This is a genomic window from Pseudomonas sp. UBA5666, from assembly GCF_002420785.1.
Lineage (GTDB): Bacteria > Pseudomonadota > Gammaproteobacteria > Pseudomonadales > Pseudomonadaceae > Aquipseudomonas > Aquipseudomonas fulva.
On the sequence record NZ_DIIQ01000002.1, the window covers coordinates 520,109 to 537,622 of the forward strand.

At 60.1% G+C, this 17,514-nt stretch carries 18 protein-coding genes; 14 read left to right on the plus strand and 4 right to left on the minus strand.

Features of this window, described 5'->3' with window-relative positions; all coding sequences use genetic code 11:
• The first annotated feature begins 68 nt into the window (after positions 1-68).
• The 13 genes from B2Y33_RS23120 to B2Y33_RS02770 all read left to right on the plus strand — a co-directional run bounded on the left by B2Y33_RS23120 (position 69) and on the right by B2Y33_RS02770 (position 13,092).
• Positions 69-275, plus strand: coding sequence for a TrbM/KikA/MpfK family conjugal transfer protein (locus tag B2Y33_RS23120; protein ID WP_144435207.1), 207 nt, complete (start codon positions 69-71; stop codon positions 273-275).
• 10 nt (positions 276-285) lie between these two features.
• On the plus strand, positions 286-891 hold the full coding sequence (locus B2Y33_RS02715; RefSeq protein ID WP_206405059.1) for a muramidase: 606 nt from the start codon (positions 286-288) through the stop codon (positions 889-891).
• Positions 892-1,239: 348 nt separating this feature from the next.
• Positions 1,240-1,698 carry a hypothetical protein gene (locus B2Y33_RS02720; protein ID WP_058603667.1) on the plus strand — a complete coding sequence of 153 codons (459 nt, stop codon included), beginning with the start codon at positions 1,240-1,242 and terminating at the stop codon, positions 1,696-1,698.
• A 60-nt stretch (positions 1,699-1,758) separates the two neighbouring features.
• Entirely contained in the window at positions 1,759-3,453 is a 1,695-nt protein-coding gene (locus tag B2Y33_RS02725) for a T6SS phospholipase effector Tle1-like catalytic domain-containing protein (protein ID WP_206405058.1), read from the plus strand.
• A 107-nt stretch (positions 3,454-3,560) separates the two neighbouring features.
• Positions 3,561-4,031, plus strand: a complete 471-nt coding sequence (locus B2Y33_RS02730) for a hypothetical protein (RefSeq protein WP_206405057.1) — start codon at positions 3,561-3,563, stop codon at positions 4,029-4,031.
• Positions 4,032-4,405: 374 nt separating this feature from the next.
• Entirely contained in the window at positions 4,406-4,864 is a 459-nt protein-coding gene (locus B2Y33_RS02735) for a hypothetical protein (RefSeq protein ID WP_027913254.1), read from the plus strand.
• Positions 4,865-4,933: 69 nt separating this feature from the next.
• Positions 4,934-6,634 carry a T6SS phospholipase effector Tle1-like catalytic domain-containing protein gene (locus B2Y33_RS02740; protein WP_050587284.1) on the plus strand — a complete coding sequence of 567 codons (1,701 nt, stop codon included), beginning with the start codon at positions 4,934-4,936 and terminating at the stop codon, positions 6,632-6,634.
• Positions 6,631-7,392: a TraX family protein gene (locus tag B2Y33_RS02745; protein ID WP_206405056.1), complete on the plus strand. Its 762-nt coding sequence runs from the start codon at positions 6,631-6,633 to the stop codon at positions 7,390-7,392. Before B2Y33_RS02740 ends, B2Y33_RS02745 begins: the two co-directional genes overlap by 4 nt.
• Positions 7,393-7,402: 10 nt before the next feature.
• Complete coding sequence (locus B2Y33_RS02750; protein ID WP_206405055.1) at positions 7,403-7,942, plus strand: IncP plasmid survival protein KfrC family protein; 540 nt, start codon at positions 7,403-7,405, stop codon at positions 7,940-7,942.
• A gap of 46 nt (positions 7,943-7,988) precedes the next feature.
• Entirely contained in the window at positions 7,989-9,827 is a 1,839-nt protein-coding gene (locus B2Y33_RS02755) for a type IV secretory system conjugative DNA transfer family protein (RefSeq protein ID WP_027913252.1), read from the plus strand.
• A complete protein-coding gene (gene traF, locus B2Y33_RS02760; protein WP_206405054.1) occupies positions 9,824-10,363 on the plus strand; it encodes a conjugative transfer signal peptidase TraF in 540 nt (179 codons plus the stop codon). The genes B2Y33_RS02755 and traF overlap by 4 nt, the downstream gene beginning before the upstream one ends.
• Positions 10,364-10,649: 286 nt before the next feature.
• The gene (locus tag B2Y33_RS02765) at positions 10,650-11,369 is read left to right on the plus strand and encodes a carbonic anhydrase (protein ID WP_023532649.1); all 720 of its coding nucleotides are present in this window, start codon (positions 10,650-10,652) and stop codon (positions 11,367-11,369) included.
• Positions 11,370-11,559: 190 nt separating this feature from the next.
• On the plus strand, positions 11,560-13,092 hold the full coding sequence (locus B2Y33_RS02770; protein ID WP_206405053.1) for a SulP family inorganic anion transporter: 1,533 nt from the start codon (positions 11,560-11,562) through the stop codon (positions 13,090-13,092).
• A 53-nt stretch (positions 13,093-13,145) separates the two neighbouring features.
• Here the strand turns inward: B2Y33_RS02770 and B2Y33_RS02775 are convergent, their stop codons facing one another.
• Positions 13,146-13,787 carry a hypothetical protein gene (locus B2Y33_RS02775; RefSeq protein WP_027913249.1) on the minus strand — a complete coding sequence of 214 codons (642 nt, stop codon included), beginning with the start codon at positions 13,785-13,787 and terminating at the stop codon, positions 13,146-13,148.
• A 356-nt stretch (positions 13,788-14,143) separates the two neighbouring features.
• On the opposite strand from B2Y33_RS02775, the gene B2Y33_RS02780 reads away from it, so the two are divergent.
• Complete coding sequence (locus tag B2Y33_RS02780) at positions 14,144-14,776, plus strand: SCO family protein (RefSeq protein WP_206405052.1); 633 nt, start codon at positions 14,144-14,146, stop codon at positions 14,774-14,776.
• A 126-nt stretch (positions 14,777-14,902) separates the two neighbouring features.
• Here B2Y33_RS02780 and B2Y33_RS02785 read toward each other — a convergent pair whose 3' ends face one another.
• The 3 genes from B2Y33_RS02785 to B2Y33_RS02795 all read right to left on the minus strand — a co-directional run bounded on the left by B2Y33_RS02785 (position 14,903) and on the right by B2Y33_RS02795 (position 17,416).
• Positions 14,903-15,673, minus strand: coding sequence for a MetQ/NlpA family ABC transporter substrate-binding protein (locus B2Y33_RS02785; protein WP_206405051.1), 771 nt, complete (start codon positions 15,671-15,673; stop codon positions 14,903-14,905).
• Between the two features lie 64 nt (positions 15,674-15,737).
• Positions 15,738-16,409 carry a methionine ABC transporter permease gene (locus B2Y33_RS02790; protein ID WP_027913246.1) on the minus strand — a complete coding sequence of 224 codons (672 nt, stop codon included), beginning with the start codon at positions 16,407-16,409 and terminating at the stop codon, positions 15,738-15,740.
• Entirely contained in the window at positions 16,409-17,416 is a 1,008-nt protein-coding gene (locus B2Y33_RS02795) for a methionine ABC transporter ATP-binding protein (protein WP_027913245.1), read from the minus strand. Before B2Y33_RS02795 ends, B2Y33_RS02790 begins: the two co-directional genes overlap by 1 nt.
• Positions 17,417-17,514 lie beyond the last annotated feature (98 nt).

Consider the following 17,514-nt stretch of genomic DNA (forward strand, 5'->3'; position numbering starts at 1 on the left):
CCGCCACGCTTGCACTGGCTGTTGTGAGCCCAGCCCAAGCCGGTGACCCATGCGCCACAGTACTGTGCATGTTCGGCAAGCTCAAAGGCGCCGGTGTCGTTGAAGGCTGCGAGGGTCCAGTAGCCGACTATTTCAATATCGTTAAGAGAAAAAAGCATGGTGGTATCAAGTGGAACGATACCGCTAACGCCAGGCAGTCTTTCCTGGATAGCTGCCCAGCAGCTGACTCGGATAAGACCAAAGAAATTAACAACAAATTTGGCAAAGTGATCTAGGCCCACGCGCATGCCCATCGACGCCCCGCCTCCGCTCCCGCCACTCGAAGAGCCGATCGTGTGCTCGGTCATGGCCGCCGTTAAGTACGAGCTGCCCGTGAACATCGTGCTCGCGGTGGCAGCTCAGGAAGGCGGCAAGCCGGGCCAATGGGTGCGCAATACCAATGGCACCTACGACGTAGGCCCCATGCAGTTCAACACCAGCTACCTGCGCGAGCTCGCCCGTTACGGCATCACTGCCCAGGATGTGGAGCAAGGTGGCTGCTATGCCTACGACTTGGCGGCTTGGCGCTTGCGCGGCCATGTGCGCAACGACCGTGGCGACTTGTGGACGCGGGTCGCCAACTACCACTCGCGCACCCCCGCCATCAATGCCCGTTATCGCCAGCAAGTGATGCGTCGGGCGGCCTGGTGGGCCGATTGGCTGGATGAGCGCTTCGCCACGCAGCAAGTAGCACAAGGCGCCGTCTTGTCTACTGCCCCGGGCCAAGCGCCTGTCGTTGCGGCGAGCACCTCTTTTGAAGCGACGCCGGTCGTTGAAACGCAGCCAGCCGTGGCCCAGCCTAAGGCAGCGACCGCGTATGTGCCGCGAGGTCTGGTGCTGGGCGGCAAATGATAGTGAATGTACTGTGCGGTGACATTTCAATCAGCGCAAACCGTGAGTTGTTCACGTTGTTGGATACGCGTGTAGTGGCCCCAATCTCGGGATTTATCAGTATTCTTCGATCAACTTAGCCGGATGACCCATGCGAATACAACCTGTCAAGAGCCATCCGGAGACGGAGGTCACGGAGGATAAATGAGTAGAACCGACAACCTGAGTACATGGGTTCCCGCCGCTGCAAATAGCGCCATTCAAGGCTGCTGGTCTCGCCTGCGTCTGAGCCGGCTCGCCACGCTGGTCCTGGGAGCGTTCGTGCTCCTGCCGGCTACTTCCTCTGCACTCCAAGCCAAGGAGATTTCCATGCAAGACAATCAAGGCCAATACCAACCCTACACACCTGGCATGAAGCTACCAGAGGGTGTGTTCCCACCTATGCAGGGTTATACACACGAAGATTTGGTAGGCGCTGCCGCCAAGCGTGCCGAGGCCGTGCTCAAGCGTGGTGGCGTGGATCCAACACTCATACGCGAATCGTTGATAGCGCTAGCCAAGCACTTTAACCAGGCGCTTGAAGCCCAGAATGTCGAGTACCAGATATCGACCTGGTATCAGAAACCTTATGCAAACCCTGCCGATCGCGACAAAAGCGTCGCTGACATGGCGGAGACCTTCGGCGCACTGGCCGTCCGGGCCGCAACTGAATCTCTCAAGGGGTCGCCGTTGCTGGACCAAGACAGGGAGCTGCTTGGTGAATACATCAGCAGTGCCGGGGATGGCGTTCACGATTTGATCGCTGGCCTGGAAAAGCCAGGCGCCTGATCGTTATCCAGAGCGGTACCGAGAGCCCGTACCGCGCTACGAGCACCATAGGGACATGAAATGAGTGATGCCAAGCGCTTTACGGTGTACTTCGATGGCACCGGGAATAACAAAGACCTGAATACGCCGGAAGGTACGCAGACTAACGTCGCGCGCCTTTTTGAACTTGATACGGCCAAGGGCACCAACTTGGCACGCAACTCAGGGCATGTTCCGCAGCAGTACGACACGCAGGAGCGTTCGGGCCAGTCTGAGAAAATCTATTTCGATGGCGTGGGCAGCCAAGGCCAGACATCAGGGCGCTCGCTCATCGAAGGCGCTACCGGGCGCGGCGCACAGGAGCGCGTTGACCAGGCCTACGACGCTATCGTGGCCTTTCATAACAAGTATCCCGGTGAGCAGGTTGACGTAAATATCGTTGGCTTCAGCAGGGGTGCATCGCAGTCCAGGGCGCTCGCTAACAAATTCATTGAAAGCGGCGTGCCTAAGCTCGACGGGCAAGGCAAGCCTACTGGGGATTTTCTGATTCCCCCTGGGCAAGCGCACGTCAACAAGCTGGGGATCTTCGACACTGTGGCCACCGATGGCCTGTCCATTACAGACACGCACTTGGGCAAGAATCTCGAAATCGGCAAGAACGTCGATTCGACTACCCACTTGGTGGCCATGAACGAATACCGAGATACGTTCAGGTTGACCAGTGCGCTGCGCAATGACAATAACGGCAAAATCGAGGAGCTGAAGTTCGCAGGCGCCCACTCGCAGGTCGGTGGTGGCTATCAGAATGACGTGCTGGCCGCGGGTCCTCTTGCCGTGATGTACGATCGCTTGCAGTCGGCAGGCATCGAACTCAAACCGATGCACCAGGAAGATGTGCAACGCGTCGAGCAGTACAATGAATTGATAAAGGATCCGCAGAAGGTCCAAGCAGCGCTCATTGATTCACGCCTGATAAAAGGTGAAAAGGCATTTTCCCAAGACGAGAACGGCGCCTACAAAACCCTCGACAATCAGCCCTTTCCTCTGGAAAGAGGGACGCTCAATGTCTTTGATCGCCAAAGCCGGCCTTTCGATCACGAACCCGATGGCAGGGGCGTGATTTTCGAGAACGACGACAGCCTGAGCCGCAGCAGCGTCACCCGTGGCCTGGAAGGGCTTGGTGGCAGTCTTAAGGCGTTGGGCCAGAATGCGCTGGAAGCCACATCGCGTTTTGTCGGGCTTGATACGCGCAAGCAGGCCAAGCAAGACGGGCTTGACGTCATTGATCAGCTGCAGGCGGAAAGAGCAGCGGCTGCGCAGAAGCAAGTTTCTGATTTGACGGGCGACCTGAAGGCATCGCGCCCCAACGCGACTTACATCGAAGGCATAAAATTACAACCTGTCCCAATTCCCAAAACTGCTTCGCACGCCCAGGAACTGGATCCTCTCTCGCAGCCACGTAACGAGTCGTTCAAAGCGATGGAAGATGAGGCTCGTGCCATGAGCCCATCCGCAACTATCAATGAGGCATCCCAATCCGGGCGCAAGGCTACCAGCGGTATGGTCGTTGGCATGGACGAACACCATATCCTTCAAAAGGTCGGTCAGACTGATCAATTCGTGATCCATGACCGGCGTGACGTCGACCCTAACCGAAACTTCCAGGTAGGCAAAAGTACAGCCATCGTCAACGAGAAAGGTATTGGTGAGCTGGGGCGTAGTACCCCACCCAAGATCGAACTTGATGTGGGGCTAGGTCAGGCGATGCGTAGATAAATCCATCTCGACCTGCAGACCTTGCCAGTTCACGTGTTGTACGCGTCGCTCGGCAGTCAGTTGCCGGCCTGATCGCAGGCGCTACCCCACAAACCTGAGAGTCCAAAATGACTGAAAAAAACGATGCCTATTCGTGCGATACACGCGGCATGAAGCTGCCCGATGGGGTCTTCCCCCCTATGCAGGGATATACCCATGAGGACTTGATAAGCGCGGCGGCAGTCCGTGCCGAAGCGGTACTGACCAAGGATGGTATGGACCCCACGCTGATTCGGGAGTCGCTATTGGCAATGGCAAACTACCTCAAGCCAGCATTCGAGGCCAAAAACGTCGAGTACCAGATCTCGACGTGGTACCAAAAACCATATGCGGACCCGGCGGATCGTGGCAGAAGCGTTGCTGACATGGCCGAAACCTTTGGCGCTCTCGCGGTGCGAGCCACCACCGAATCTCTGCGAGGCTCTGCGTTATTGGACAAAGACTGGGATTTTATCCGTGAGTACATCAGCAACGCGGGGGACGGCGTGCACGACCTGATCGCTGGCTTGGAACGGCCAGACGCCACACCGGATGTGTAGGGTCACCAGGCCGTGTGAATGAGGACACCAAGCTCTTCGAACGTTCTCTCACGACTTAGTCGAGGTAGGCACCCTGTTCTGGTGCAACATTGGTCTGCTGAGCCTCATAACTTCTCGGCTTCGCCTGTCTTGTGAGGCCAACGCATTAACAGAAAAACACTTCAGAAGGACGCAGGCCACTCAACGACCAAACTTCACCCATGGAAAATACCATTGAATTTCATTCCTCATTATGGAGGAGAGTGATGAACCAAAAAAAACGTTGGCCTCAAGGACGCTGTGGACTAATGCGCGGCGGCCTACTGGGCTTTGCACTGACTACCAGTCTGGTAGCGCTGCTGATCAATTCCCCTGTTCACGCAAAGGAGCCAACCATGGCTGATAAAGACTACACCTACCACCCCTACACCCCTGGCATGAAGCTCCCCGACGGTGTCTTCCCGCCCATGGAGGGTTACACCCATGGTGACCTGATCGCAGCCGCTCAGGTTCGCGTTGAGGCGTACATGAAAGCGCACGATATCGACCCGACGCTGATACGTGAGTCGTTGATCGCACTGGCGGCGCACATGAATGAAAAGTTCGAACGTGAAGGCGTCGAATACCAAGTGTCGAGCTGGTATCAGAAACCCTACGACGATCCTGCCGCACGAGCGCGCAGTGTCGAGGCGATGAGCGAAGAGTACGGTTCTGCGACCGTCGAAGCCGCCGCAGAATCGATGGACGGTTCGCCATTACTGCATCAGGGCAGGGAGTTCTACAAAGGTTACATCGGGGCGGCAGGTGATGCAGTTCGTGATCTCATCATCACGCTGAACAAACGAGACGCCTGACCGCGTACCGGCGTGGTATGCACGCCGGCTCGCGAACACTCAAGCCTTACAACTGCATAGGGACGTGACATGAGCGACGCTCTGCGATTTTCGGTCTTTTTTGATGGCACCGGGAATAACAAAGACCTGGACCAACCTAAAGGCATGCACACGAACGTGGCTCGCCTGTACGACCTGGATAATGCCCAAGGTACCAACTTGGCCAGAAACTCCGGTCACGAGCCCGCTCAGTACGACAGTACCTTGCGTACGGGACAGTCCGAGAAGGTGTACTTCGACGGCGTCGGCAGTCAGGCACAGACGTCCGTTCGCTCGGCACTGGAAGGTGGGACGGGCCTGGGCGGGCAGGAGCGGGTTGAGCAGGCGTACAACGCCATCGTGGCGTTCCACAACAAATACCCGGATCAGAAAGTCGATGTAAACATCGTCGGTTTCAGCCGTGGTGCTGCCCAGTCGCGTGCCTTGGCCAACGAGTTCATTGATCGTGGTGTGCCCAAGCTCGATGACCAAGGCAAAAGCACGGGCGAATATCTGATTCCTCCCGGACAAGCTCACGTTCACAAGTTGGCGATCTTCGATACCGTTGCTTCCTATGGGAACGCCTTGTCCGACGAGCACTTGGGCAAGAACCTGGAAATCAGCAAGAACGTCGACTCCACCACTCATCTGGTGGCCAGTAACGAATACCGCGGTACGTTCCGGTTGACCAGTGCACTGCGCAATGATGACAACTCCAAGATCGAAGAGGTGAAATTCCCTGGTGCGCATTCGCAGGTGGGTGGCGGGTACAGGGATGACGACCTAGCGGCTGGGCCACTTGCCCATATGTACAACAGCCTTGAGGACGCCGGCTTTGATCTCAAGCCAATGTTGCAAGAGGACCTCCAGCGCGTCGGACGCTATAACGACATTATTCAAGATCCTGCCAAGGTTCAGGAGGCCCTGATCGATTCTCGACTCAAGGATGGGAATCTGGCATTCGGACGGGGTGAAGACGGCTCGTATATTGTCTTGGACAATACGCCGTTCATCGGTGAGCGAGGCACGGTGCTGAGCTCTAATCGCCAGACTCGGCCGTTCGATCACGAGACGAATGGTCGAGGCGTGATTTTTGAAAATGACGACTCGCTGAGCAAAACGCGGATCCAGCGTGGCGTGGAGACGGTCGGGACATGGTTTGAGAAAGCCGGCGATCAACTCAAGAACCGGGCTGCGGAATTCGTGGGTAAGCGTCCCGAAGTCAGTCAAACTGTCGACAAGATGGGCGACGACCTCTTCGAAAAGCAGCTCAAGCAGTTGAATGCGCAGTCTACGGCGCAGAGCCAAGCCATGAAGGCTGCGATGACGCAGTCCAGGCCCGACCAGGCCTACATCTCTAGCCTGAACCTGCAACCTGTTCCCATACCCGGTCAGAAAAACCGCCCGGGCGAGGAAGATACTCAGGCCCGCCAACGTGGTGAATCCCACAAAGCAATGGAGGAAAAGGCTAAGTCGCTAAACCCTGGGGCCAGTATTCGCGACGCTGGGCAAGAGGGCCGCTCTGCCACCAGTGGCATGGTCGTGGACATGGATGATCACCACATCTTGCAGAAGGTGGGGCGCTCCGATCAATTCGTGATTCACGACCGTCGTGATGTGGACCCCAACCGTAATTTCCAGATTGGTAAAAGCACGGCCATCGTCAACGAGAAGGGGCTCGGCGAGGTCGCGCGCGACATGACACCCAAACTCTCCCTCGAAACAGGACTGGGCCAGGCGATGCGCAGATGACGCACACCCGCGCGCATTGCGCCCCTGCACCTGCCGATCAGGTGGCAGCGCCGGGCGTTCGATTTCAGACCGGTGCGCTTGAAGCGTTGAAGTGGCTGGCATTGTTGTTGATGACCGGCGATCACGTGAACAAGTACCTGTTCAACGAGACGCTCCCCTATCTGTTCGAAGCTGGCCGTGTCGCGATGCCGCTGTTCGTGATGGTGCTGAGCTACAACCTGGCGCGCCCGACGACTTGGCACAATGGCGGCCACCGGCGTACCGCCTGGCGCCTGCTGGGCGCCGGCCTGCTCGCCACGCCGCCGTTCATCGCCTTGGGCGGGCTGTGGTATGGCTACTACCCGTTGAACATCCTCTTCACCCTGCTGGTCATCACGCTTACCCTGGCCGCCTGCGAGCGCGCCTTGGCAGGCCAACGCTGGGCGTGGTTCGTGGCACTGATGGTGTTCGTGCTCGGCGGCGCACTGGTGGAGTTCTGGTGGCCGGCGGTACTGCTGGGGCTGTGTACGACTTGGTTCGTCCGTCGTCCCAATCCGATAGCCGCACTGGGCGCAGTGCTCTCGTTGGCATCGCTTACCTATATCAATGGCAATGCCTGGGCCATGGCTGCCCTGCCCATCGTGCTGCTGGCGCGCGGCCTGTCACTGAACGTACCGCGGTGGCGCTGGCTGTTCTATGCCTATTACCCCCTGCACCTTGCGGCGCTTTGGCTGATCCGTATCCCCATGGCCAAGGTCGGTTACCTGTTCCTGATTTGAGGAGTGCTTGATGAAAATGCCCACCCCCATCAACCCGCCGGCGGATGATGCTGGCCAAGGTATCGAGGCGCAGGCCCAGGCGTTGGCCGCCGAGCAGGCTGCGCTGCTGCAGGGCGGTTCGGTACAGGCCCGCTACGATCAGGCGCTCGGCGAACTGGTGGAGCAGAAAGCCGATCAGGCGGGTGCGCTGGAACAGCGGCTGGAGAACATGCTCGATCGTCAGCAGGCGCAATTACAGCAGAACATGGCCTCACGCCCAGGCATGATCGCCCTCCCCTCCACACGTGCTGCCTGGGAACAGGCGAACCAGCGCTGCCAGGCACGTTTGCAACAGTTGCAGGCGCGCCTGGAACGGGTACAGGACCTGCACCATGGCATGGGTCTGTACTCTCCGCGTATCGAGGAGATGGCGGCGCGCCAGTTGCGAGCCGAGCAACCTGAACTGGTCGAGCAATGGAGCCTGCAACGCCAGGCCGAGCGCAGCTTGACCGAAACACAGCGCCGCAGCCTCACCCAAGAGCTGAGCCGTGGCCGGACGCCATCACCATGACGCCAACCCTTTTTCCCACTCACTTCATCCTTTCCGGAGCCCATCCATGAAGCACAACAACGCCGTTGGGCCGCAAATTCGCGGCGAGAGGCGCGGCGGCGCCAGCCGTTGGCAAGCTTTGCTGGCGCTGGCGTTTTTGCTCGCCGGGTTGGCCACTGCCACGCAATATTTCGCCTATCTGTTCAACTATCACGCCGCCCTTGGGCCTAACCTCAACGGGGTCTATGCCCCTTGGATGATCCTGGTGTGGGCCGCTCGCTGGTCGACCGAACAGCAGGACGCGCTGATGACCGCAGGCTCCGTCGGGGTATTGGTCACAGGGGTTGGCCTGATTGCCGTGGTGGTGGTGCGCATGATCACCAACAACAGTGCCCAGGCCAACGCCTTCCTGCACGGTTCGGCGCGCTGGGGGGGGCACAAGGACATCCAGAGCGCGGGTTTGCTGGCCGATGAAGGCGTGTACGTCGGCGCCTGGCTCGACAAGCGCAACAAGCTGCATTACCTGCGTCACAACGGGCCGGAACACATCCTCACCTTTGCCCCCACGCGCAGTGGTAAGGGCGTGGGGCTGGTGATTCCTACCTTGCTGTCGTGGAAGCACAGCGCCGTGATCACTGACTTGAAGGGTGAGCTGTGGGCGTTGACCGCAGGGTGGCGTCAACAGCATGCGGGCAACCGCGTGCTACGGTTCGAACCGGCAACCGCCAATGGCTGTGTGGGTTGGAACCCGCTGGAAGAGATCCGCCTGGGCACCGAGTTCGAGGTGGGTGATGTGCAGAACCTGGCCACGCTGATCGTCGACCCTGACGGCAAGGGCCTGAACGACCACTGGCAGAAGACCTCCCAGGCCATGCTGGTCGGCTGCATCCTGCACCTGTGCTACCGCGCCCAGGATGAAGGGGGCGTGGCCAGCCTGCCGATGCTCGATGCCATGCTGGCCGATCCCTCCCGGCCCATTGCGGAGCTGTGGGAAGAGATGACCCATTACGGTCACCTGGACGGCGAAAACCACCCGCTGGTGGGCTCTGCCGCGCGCGACATGCTCGATCGGCCGGCCGAGGAAGCCGGCTCGGTGCTGTCTACCGCCAAGTCCTACCTGTCGCTGTTCCGCGACCCGATCGTGGCCCGCAACGTGGCGCGCTCGGAGTTCAAGATCCGCGACCTGATGAACCACGACGACCCGGTCAGCCTGTTCATCATCACCCAGCCCAACGACAAGGCGCGCCTGCGCCCGCTGGTGCGAATCCTGGTGAACATGATCGTGCGGCTGCTGGCCGACAAGATGGACTTCGAGGACGGCCGGCCCAAGGCCCATTACAAGCACCGCCTGTTGATGATGCTCGATGAGTTCCCAAGCCTGGGCAAGCTGGACATCATGCAGGAGTCGTTGGCGTTCGTGGCCGGTTACGGCATCAAGTGCTACCTGATCATCCAGGACTTGTCGCAGTTGCAGGAGTTCTACGGGCAGAACGAGAGCATCACCTCCAACTGCCATATCCAGAACGCCTACCCGCCTAACCGCGTGGAAACGGCCGAGCACCTGTCCAAGCTGACAGGCCAGACCACCATCGTGAAAGAGCAGATCACCACCAGCGGGCGCCGCTCCAGTGCGTTGCTCGGGCAGGTTTCGCGCACCATCCAGGAGGTCCAGCGCCCCTTGCTCACCACCGACGAAGCCCTGCGCATGCCCGGCCCGCGCAAGGACAGCCAAGGCAACATTCAGGAAGCCGGGGACATGGTGGTGTACTGCGCAGGTTACCCAGCCTTCTACGGCAAGCAGCCGTTGTACTTCCAGGACCCGATCTTCCTGGCCCGCGCCAAGGTGCCTGCGCCGCGCGAGAGCGATCGCACCATCGATCTACGGGACACTGTGACCCCGGCATGAAACGTCCGCTGAGCGTGGCCGCCGCCTTGGCCATCCTGTGTTTCCTGTTGCTGCCCCTGGCGCTGCACTGCGGCGCCAGGATCAATGTGACCAGCAGTTTCCCGCCCGGTATCTATTGGGTAGTCGACAAGACGCCGGCCAAGGGCGACTTGGTGATGTTCTGCCCGCCAGAGCAGCCTTTGTTCGAGTTGGCCCATAGCCGTGGCTATGTGGGCAGCGGGACATGCCCTGGCGGCTACATGCACATGCTCAAGCGCCTTGTGGCCGTGGCGGATGACGAGGTGGACTTCGCCGAGACGGGCGTGCGGGTCAATGGTCAGTTGCAGGTGCGCAGCCAGCCGCTGGCCAAGGACCCCAGTGGGCGGAGCCTGCCACGCCCGCCTCAGGCTCACCTGCGCCTGGCGGGCAGCGAGGTGCTTCTGCTCTCCGACTACAGCAGCCTGTCGTTCGACGGTCGCTATTTCGGTGTCTTGCCACGCAAGCAAGTGAACGAAGTGGTCAGGCCTTGGCTGGTATGGCAGCGCGAGCCACGTTGAGCGCTGGGGCCTTAATCCCCAGCCTCACTAATCCGAGCAAATAATTGCAGTCATGGTACTTGGCAATTGATGCTTTTTTGCTACTATTGAAACTCCCTCCTGATCATCTGGAACGCCCGTTCTAGAGCCTCCGAATTAAGTTTCAGTTAAGTTTTCCCGGCTAGCGTAGGAAATCAGTCCACACCGACTGTGATTTATGCTCAATGCCTGTCATCTAAATCCCAGCATTGCCAGAATCTTTCACCGGTAAAATGGATTTGCCTACTCACCGTCAAGAGGATGAATCATGCCCGTAAAGGACCCATCCAAGGTCGTGCCGCAGGTCCCTGCGGAGAGCGCCGATGCCGCCCTGAAGCACATTGTCGACGGCTTCCTGCGCTTTCATCATGACGTTTTTCCTGAGCAGCAAGAGCTGTTCAAGAAGCTCGCCACGGCGCAAACGCCGCGCGCCATGTTCATTACCTGCGCCGACTCGCGCATCGTGCCGGAGCTGATCACGCAAAGCTCGCCGGGCGATCTGTTCGTTACTCGCAACGTCGGCAACGTGGTCCCGCCTTATGGCCAGATGAACGGCGGCGTTTCCAGCGCTATCGAATACGCCGTCATGGCGTTGAAGGTGCATCACATCATCGTGTGCGGTCACTCCGACTGCGGCGCCATGCGCGCCGTGCTCAACCCGCAGTCGCTGGCCAAGATGCCGACCGTCAGCGCATGGCTGCGTCATGCCGAAGTAGCCCGCACCGTGGTCGAGAACAACTGCACGTGCGAAACCGAGCACGAGAACATGCAGGTGCTGACCAAGGAAAACGTCATCGCCCAGCTGCATCACCTGCGTACGCACCCCTCCGTTGCTTCGCGCCTTGCCGCTGGCGAGCTGTATATCCATGGTTGGGTGTACGACATCGAGACGAGCAAGATCGAAGCCTACGACGCCTTGAGCGACAGCTTCCTGCCGTTGTCGGCAGACCAGCCAGTGCCCTGCGCTACGCCGAGAGGCCGCTACTAAGCGACCCGACCACCGCTGAACCTTGATGGCCGGCTACACCCCGCTGGGGTGTGGCGTGGCCGTCTGCTGCCCTGAATTCCCTGACTGGTGTGCCGGCTTCTGCGCTGGCGGCTTGCTGCCGCGCGCCTGTCGGGGCTAAACGTGCCCGCGGCCAGAGGAATGGCCGTGCGATAGAGAAAGGAGTAATACGGTGAACATTACACAGCTGAAAGCGGCCCTGCCGCGTGAGTTGCTGGCCTCGGTAGTGGTCTTTCTGGTGGCCCTGCCCTTGTGCATGGGCATTGCGATCGCCTCCGGTATGCCGCCGGCCAAGGGACTGATCACCGGTATCATCGGCGGCATTGTCGTCGGTTTTCTTGCCGGTTCCCCGTTGCAGGTCAGCGGACCGGCAGCTGGGCTGGCGGTGTTGGTCTTTGAGTTGGTGCGCCAGCACGGCATGGCCATGCTCGGGCCGATTCTGCTCCTGGCAGGGATACTGCAGTTGCTGGCCGGGCGCCTGCGCCTGGGCTGCTGGTTTCGAGTGACGGCGCCTGCGGTGGTGTACGGCATGCTGGCGGGTATCGGGGTACTGATCGTGCTGTCGCAGGTCCATGTGATGTTCGACACGGCGCCTCAGCCGTCGGGCATGCAGAACCTGCTGGCGTTCCCGGCAACCGTCGCTGGGGCATTGCCCCTGCAAAGCGCAGGCATGGGTTGGCAGGCCGGTGCATTGGGGTTGGGTACCATGGTCATCATGTGGGGCTGGGAACGGTTGCGGCCACAGCGTTTGCGCTTCATTCCGGGGGCATTGCTGGGCGTGACAGCCATGACTGCCATCAGCCTGTGGCTGGCGCTGCCGGTGAACCGCGTGGAGGTACCGGCGGACTTGTCCGAGGCCATCGACTGGATTCGGCTCGATGACCTGATGAAACTGACCGACCCTAGCCTGCTGGTGGCTGCCTTCGCACTGGCATTCATCGCCAGCGCCGAAACCTTGTTGTCCGCCGCAGCGGTGGACCGCATGCACAGTGGCCAGCGCTCGGATTTCGACCGGGAACTCTCGGCCCAAGGCATCGGCAACATGCTGTGTGGCGTACTGGGCGCGCTGCCCATGACCGGCGTGATCGTGCGTAGCTCGGCCAACGTTCAGGCCGGCGCACAAACCCGGGCTTCGGCGATTCTGCATGGCGTGTGGCTGTTGGCGTTCGTGGTGGTGCTCAGCAGCATCTTGCAGCAGATCCCGATTGCAAGCCTGGCCGGGGTGCTGGTGTTTACCGGGATAAAACTGGTCGATCTCAAAGCCTTCCGGGGCCTTGGACGCTATGGCCGGATGCCGATGTTCACCTATGCGGCCACCGCCTTGGCGATCATCTTCACCGACCTGCTCACGGGCGTCTTGCTGGGCTTTGCCCTGACGTTGCTCAAGCTCGCCTTCAAGGCAGCACGCCTGAAGATCAACCTGGTGGACCTGCCCAAGGCCGGGCACATGGAACTTCGCCTGAGCGGCGCGGCCACCTTCCTCAAGGTGCCGGCGCTGACCAAGGTGCTCGACGGCGTACCGGCCGGCACCACCTTGCATGTGCCGCTGGGCAACCTCAGTTACATCGACCACGCCTGCCTGGAATTGCTCGAAGACTGGAGCCGCAGCAATGCAGCCAATGGCTCCAAGCTTCGCGTCGAGCACAAGCGCTTGAAACGGCGGGTAGAGGGACGGTTACGTACCACGTCCGGCGTCGGCGCCTGACAGCGGGCCGTGGCCCAGGCCGGCCATCGCAAGAACAGCCAGCCTGGCCCTGCTCAGGCTGGCTGGCCGAGCTCCACGCCCAGCTGACGTGACAAGCAAGGCCAACGTTTCCAGGCGGCGCCGGTTTCAGGGCTGCTCAGCTTCTCGCGGTAGGCCTCTACGGATTCGGCGGCGAAGCTCTCGTCGTCGAGCATTTCATCGACCGAATGGTGCACCACTTCGTCGAGCTGATTGGCGAACGCCTCGCCGATCAGCTGGTGAGCGATCAGGTTGGCAACGGTGGTATCGACGGGGATGAGCGGCTGCTGGAAGTGCCGGATGTACAGGTCGTTCACCTCCTCCACCAGGCGATGGGCCAGATAGGCCTCATCCAACAGGCAGTCCAGGCCGACATGCCCTTGCATCACGCTGGGCGGCTGCAGGAAGTAAGCCTCGGCAATTTTCAGCACCGGCGTGATCTGCGATTCGATGCCGGCTTCACGCGCCACCTCATGAGCCGCTTCGAGCAGTTCCGGCACTTGATCGATGTAGGCACCCACAAAGCGCGCCAGCGTGTCCTGAGCACCCTGCTCCGGCAATTGAATGGACGGGTGCAGGTGCGGCAGTTGCAGCGCGAGACGTTTTTTCAACTGGCCGGTCTGGCCTTCATGTTGATGGGCTTGATTCACCTGCTCGCGTACAGCAGCGATGTTCATGACAACTCCAAGGACAAAACGTTTCAAACGGAAGACACTAACTTAGCTGGATATTCAATTAAGTTAAGATCCATTTGTTATAAACGGATCCAATCCCTGTGGCATCCAGCATATATGGCGTTCCCTGCCTGACGGTTTTCCTTCAATTACACCGGTTTAGAGCCTTGAGGCGGCGGATGAAGTTCATTTCATGAAGAGCCTCGCCCACCGTGCTGATCCTTCCGGGCAGCCTGAAAAGGCCAGTGCAGGCCGTGGCGCCGCGCCGCATGCGCAGCATGTCGGCATCGCGTACCCTACTGCCTACCTTGTGCGCTGTTCGCCACAGCGATCGTCGACCTCAACCTGTTACCGAGCCCATGACCCGAACCCAGAAAGCCGTCTTCATCATCGCTGCCCTGATCGTTGTGATCATGGGCCTGATCCTCAACAATGTGCTCAACGCCAAACACGCCCCGAGCGCCACCGAGCTTATCGATGCTGGCATCATCCTGCTGCCGCAAAGCCGGACGGTGGCTGGCGTGACCATGACCAACCAGGATGGCCAGCCGGTGCAGCTGGACCAGCTGAAAGGCAAGTGGTCGCTGCTGTTCTTCGGCTATACCTACTGCCCGGACATCTGCCCCACCACGTTGGCGCAGCTGCGGCAGGTAAAGAGTGAACTGCCCAAGCAGGCGCTGGACCGCTTGCAGGTGGTATTGGTGAGCGTGGACCCCAACCGCGACACGCCGAACCAGCTCAAGCAGTACCTGGGTTATTTCGACAAGGACTTCATGGGGCTGGCCGGTTCCGTGGAAGACACTCAGAAGCTGGCCAATGCGCTCAGCATTCCCTTCATCCCAGCCGATACCAGCAAGCCCGGTTACACCGTGGACCACAGCGGCAACCTGGCCATCGTCGGCCCGGACGGCCGTCAGCGTGGCTTCATTCGTGCGCCGTTCGACAGCCAGAAATTGGTGGCCCGCCTACCTGGTCTGGTCCAGGGCGACTGAGCATCGCTCAGGGCCCTGCGCGGGCCCTGGCCTCTGGGGCGATAGCACAGGCGCATTGCCCCCGTGCTTGCGTCACGCGCCAGTAGCAACCTCACCCTGGGTCGCCAGGCGACCCAGGGCGCAGGCTCAGAACGCGGGTACTACAGCGCCTTTGTACTTCTCGGTGATGAACTGCTTCACCTCAGGCGAATGCAGGGCGGCTGCCAGCTTCTTCATGTCCTCGCTGTCCTTGTTGTCCGGACGCGCGACGAGGATGTTCACGTAAGGCGAATCGCTGCCCTCGATGGCCAGCGCATCCTTTTCCGGGTTCAGCTTGGCTTCCAGTGCATAGTTGGTGTTGATCAGGGCGGCATCGACCTGGGTCAGCACGCGCGGGATGGTGGCCGCTTCAAGTTCGCGGAACTTGATGTTCTTCGGGTTCTCGGCAACGTCTTTCACAGTGGAGAGGATGTTGGTGTTGTCCTTGAGCTTGATGACACCAGCCTTGTCCAGCAGCAGCAGAGCACGGCCACCGTTGGTGGCATCGTTGGGGATGACTACGGTGGCGCCGGACGGGAGTTCGTTGAGCTGCTTGATCTTGGTGGAGTAAACGCCCAGCGGCTCGATGTGCACGCCAGTCACGCTCACCAGGTCAGTGCCCTTGGCCTTGTTGAACTCATCGAGGTAAGGCTGGTGCTGGAAGAAGTTGGCGTCCAGACGCTTTTCCGCCACCTGTACGTTTGGCTGGATGTAGTCGGTGAATTCCTTCACCTTCAGCTCCACCCCTTGCTTGGCCAGCAGCGGCTTGACCACATTGAGAATCTCGGCATGCGGCACCGGCGTAGCGGCGACGGTGAGGGTATCGGCCTGGGCCGAGAAGGCCGCGATGGCGGCAGCGACAGCAAGCAGCTTCTTCATTGATCACTCCTTGTGAGGGCCGCGACGGCCCCCGAACGGGTCGGTCGAGCCGACCCCATTGGGGTTACTTACGGGAAAAATGCACAACCAGCCGGTCGCCGACACTTTGCAGGACCTGCACCAGCACCAGCAGCAGCACCACGGTCACGACCATGACGTCGGTCTGGAAGCGCTGGTAGCCGAAACGAATCGCCAGGTCCCCCAGGCCACCGGCACCCACGACACCGGCCATGGCGGTGTAGGAAACCAACGTGATGGCCGTGACGGTGATCGCGGCGAAGATCCCTGGCCGGGCCTCAGGCAACAGCGCGCTGGTGATGATCTGGCGCGTGGTGGCGCCCATCGACTGGGTAGCTTCGATGATGCCGCGGTCCACTTCGCGCAGGGCGGTTTCGACCAGACGTGCAAAGAACGGGGTAGCACCCACCACCAGCGGCGGGATCGCACCTGCCACGCCTAGCGATGTACCCGTGATCAGCACGGTGATAGGGATCATTACGATCAGCAGGATGATGAACGGCAGCGAGCGCAGGATGTTGACCACCAGCGACAGCAACGCGTACACGCCCTTTTGTTCGAACATTTGCCGCGGGCCGCACAGGAACAACAGCACACCGAGTGGCAGGCCGAGCAGTACGGTGAAGAACAGCGAGCCGAACAGCATGATCATGGTATCGACGGTTGCCAGCCAGATTTCGGCCCAGTCGACGTTAGCGAAGAAACTCAGGGCGTCCATCAACGCAATACCTCCATATGAACATCAGCAGCCTTGAAGCAGGCAAAGGCCGCTTCCATGTCGCCGCCGATCAGGGCAAGCGTGAGCTGGCCGTAGGGGACGTCCTTGATGCGATCGATACGCCCGGCAAGGATGCTGTAGTCGACGCCGGTTTCACGGGCGACGGTGCCCAGCAGCGGTGCATAGGTCGCGTCACCCTGGAAGGTCAGTCGCACGATGCGGCCTGGCACATGGGCGAAATCGTCGCGCTGCTCGCCTTCGTCGACTTGCTCGTCTTCCTGCACGAAGCGTTTGGTGGTGGGGTGCTGCGGATGGAGGAACACGTCCGCCACCGAGCCCTGCTCGACGATCTGGCCGGCGTCCATTACTGCCACCCGGTCGCAGACACGGCGGATCACGTCCATTTCATGGGTGATCAGCACAATGGTGAGCTTCAGCTCACGGTTGATCTCGGCCAGCAGCTGCAGTACCGAGGCGGTGGTCTGCGGGTCCAGGGCGCTGGTTGCTTCGTCACACAGCAGAATCTTCGGGTTGGTGGACAAAGCACGGGCAATGCCGACGCGTTGCTTTTGACCGCCCGACAACTGCGCAGGGTACTTGCGCGCATGGTCCGACAGACCGACCCTGGCCAGAAGCTCGACCACGCGTTTGTCGATCTCGGCGCGCGACAATTGGCCAGCGAGGGTGAGTGGCAGGGCGACATTGTCGGCGACGGTCTTGGACGCCAGCAGGTTGAAATGCTGGAAAATCATGCCGACCTGCTGGCGAAAGCCGCGCAATTGGGTGGCATTGAACGCGGTCACTTCTTCACCGTCGACAATGATCTTGCCGCCGGAAGGCTCTTCCAGGCGGTTGATCAGGCGCAGCATGGTGCTCTTGCCGGCCCCGGAGTGGCCGATCAGGCCAAACACCTGGCCATCCTCGATCGTCAGGGTCGTCGGATTCAGGGCGGGAATTTCTCTACCGGCAACGCGGTAAGTTTTGTGTACCTGTTGGAACTCGATCACGTAGCGAACCTTGTGGGGCGCATGGAAATTGATTCAGCGGTGGGCTGGGGGCCGCATTTTAGCCTTTTATAACCGCTGTTCTTAGCATTTATTTTGCC

What these genes read in the sequence shown, in the direction of transcription:
- B2Y33_RS02715 (WP_206405059.1), top strand. Translation starts at nt 286, where the DNA reads ATGCCCATCGACGCCCCGCCTCCGCTCCCGCCACTCGAAGAGCCGATC.
- B2Y33_RS02730 (WP_206405057.1), top strand. Translation starts at nt 3,561, where the DNA reads ATGACTGAAAAAAACGATGCCTATTCGTGCGATACACGCGGCATGAAG.
- B2Y33_RS02755 (WP_027913252.1), top strand. Translation starts at nt 7,989, where the DNA reads ATGAAGCACAACAACGCCGTTGGGCCGCAAATTCGCGGCGAGAGGCGC.
- B2Y33_RS02785 (WP_206405051.1), bottom strand. Translation starts at nt 15,673, where the DNA reads ATGAAGAAGCTGCTTGCTGTCGCTGCCGCCATCGCGGCCTTCTCGGCC.
- B2Y33_RS02790 (WP_027913246.1), bottom strand. Translation starts at nt 16,409, where the DNA reads ATGGACGCCCTGAGTTTCTTCGCTAACGTCGACTGGGCCGAAATCTGG.
- B2Y33_RS02725 (WP_206405058.1), top strand. Translation starts at nt 1,759, where the DNA reads ATGAGTGATGCCAAGCGCTTTACGGTGTACTTCGATGGCACCGGGAAT.
- B2Y33_RS02775 (WP_027913249.1), bottom strand. Translation starts at nt 13,787, where the DNA reads ATGAACATCGCTGCTGTACGCGAGCAGGTGAATCAAGCCCATCAACAT.
- B2Y33_RS02735 (WP_027913254.1), top strand. Translation starts at nt 4,406, where the DNA reads ATGGCTGATAAAGACTACACCTACCACCCCTACACCCCTGGCATGAAG.
- traF (WP_206405054.1), top strand. Translation starts at nt 9,824, where the DNA reads ATGAAACGTCCGCTGAGCGTGGCCGCCGCCTTGGCCATCCTGTGTTTC.
- B2Y33_RS02740 (WP_050587284.1), top strand. Translation starts at nt 4,934, where the DNA reads ATGAGCGACGCTCTGCGATTTTCGGTCTTTTTTGATGGCACCGGGAAT.
- B2Y33_RS02765 (WP_023532649.1), top strand. Translation starts at nt 10,650, where the DNA reads ATGCCCGTAAAGGACCCATCCAAGGTCGTGCCGCAGGTCCCTGCGGAG.
- B2Y33_RS02745 (WP_206405056.1), top strand. Translation starts at nt 6,631, where the DNA reads ATGACGCACACCCGCGCGCATTGCGCCCCTGCACCTGCCGATCAGGTG.
- B2Y33_RS02720 (WP_058603667.1), top strand. Translation starts at nt 1,240, where the DNA reads ATGCAAGACAATCAAGGCCAATACCAACCCTACACACCTGGCATGAAG.
- B2Y33_RS02750 (WP_206405055.1), top strand. Translation starts at nt 7,403, where the DNA reads ATGAAAATGCCCACCCCCATCAACCCGCCGGCGGATGATGCTGGCCAA.
- B2Y33_RS02780 (WP_206405052.1), top strand. Translation starts at nt 14,144, where the DNA reads ATGACCCGAACCCAGAAAGCCGTCTTCATCATCGCTGCCCTGATCGTT.
- B2Y33_RS23120 (WP_144435207.1), top strand. Translation starts at nt 69, where the DNA reads ATGTTCGGCAAGCTCAAAGGCGCCGGTGTCGTTGAAGGCTGCGAGGGT.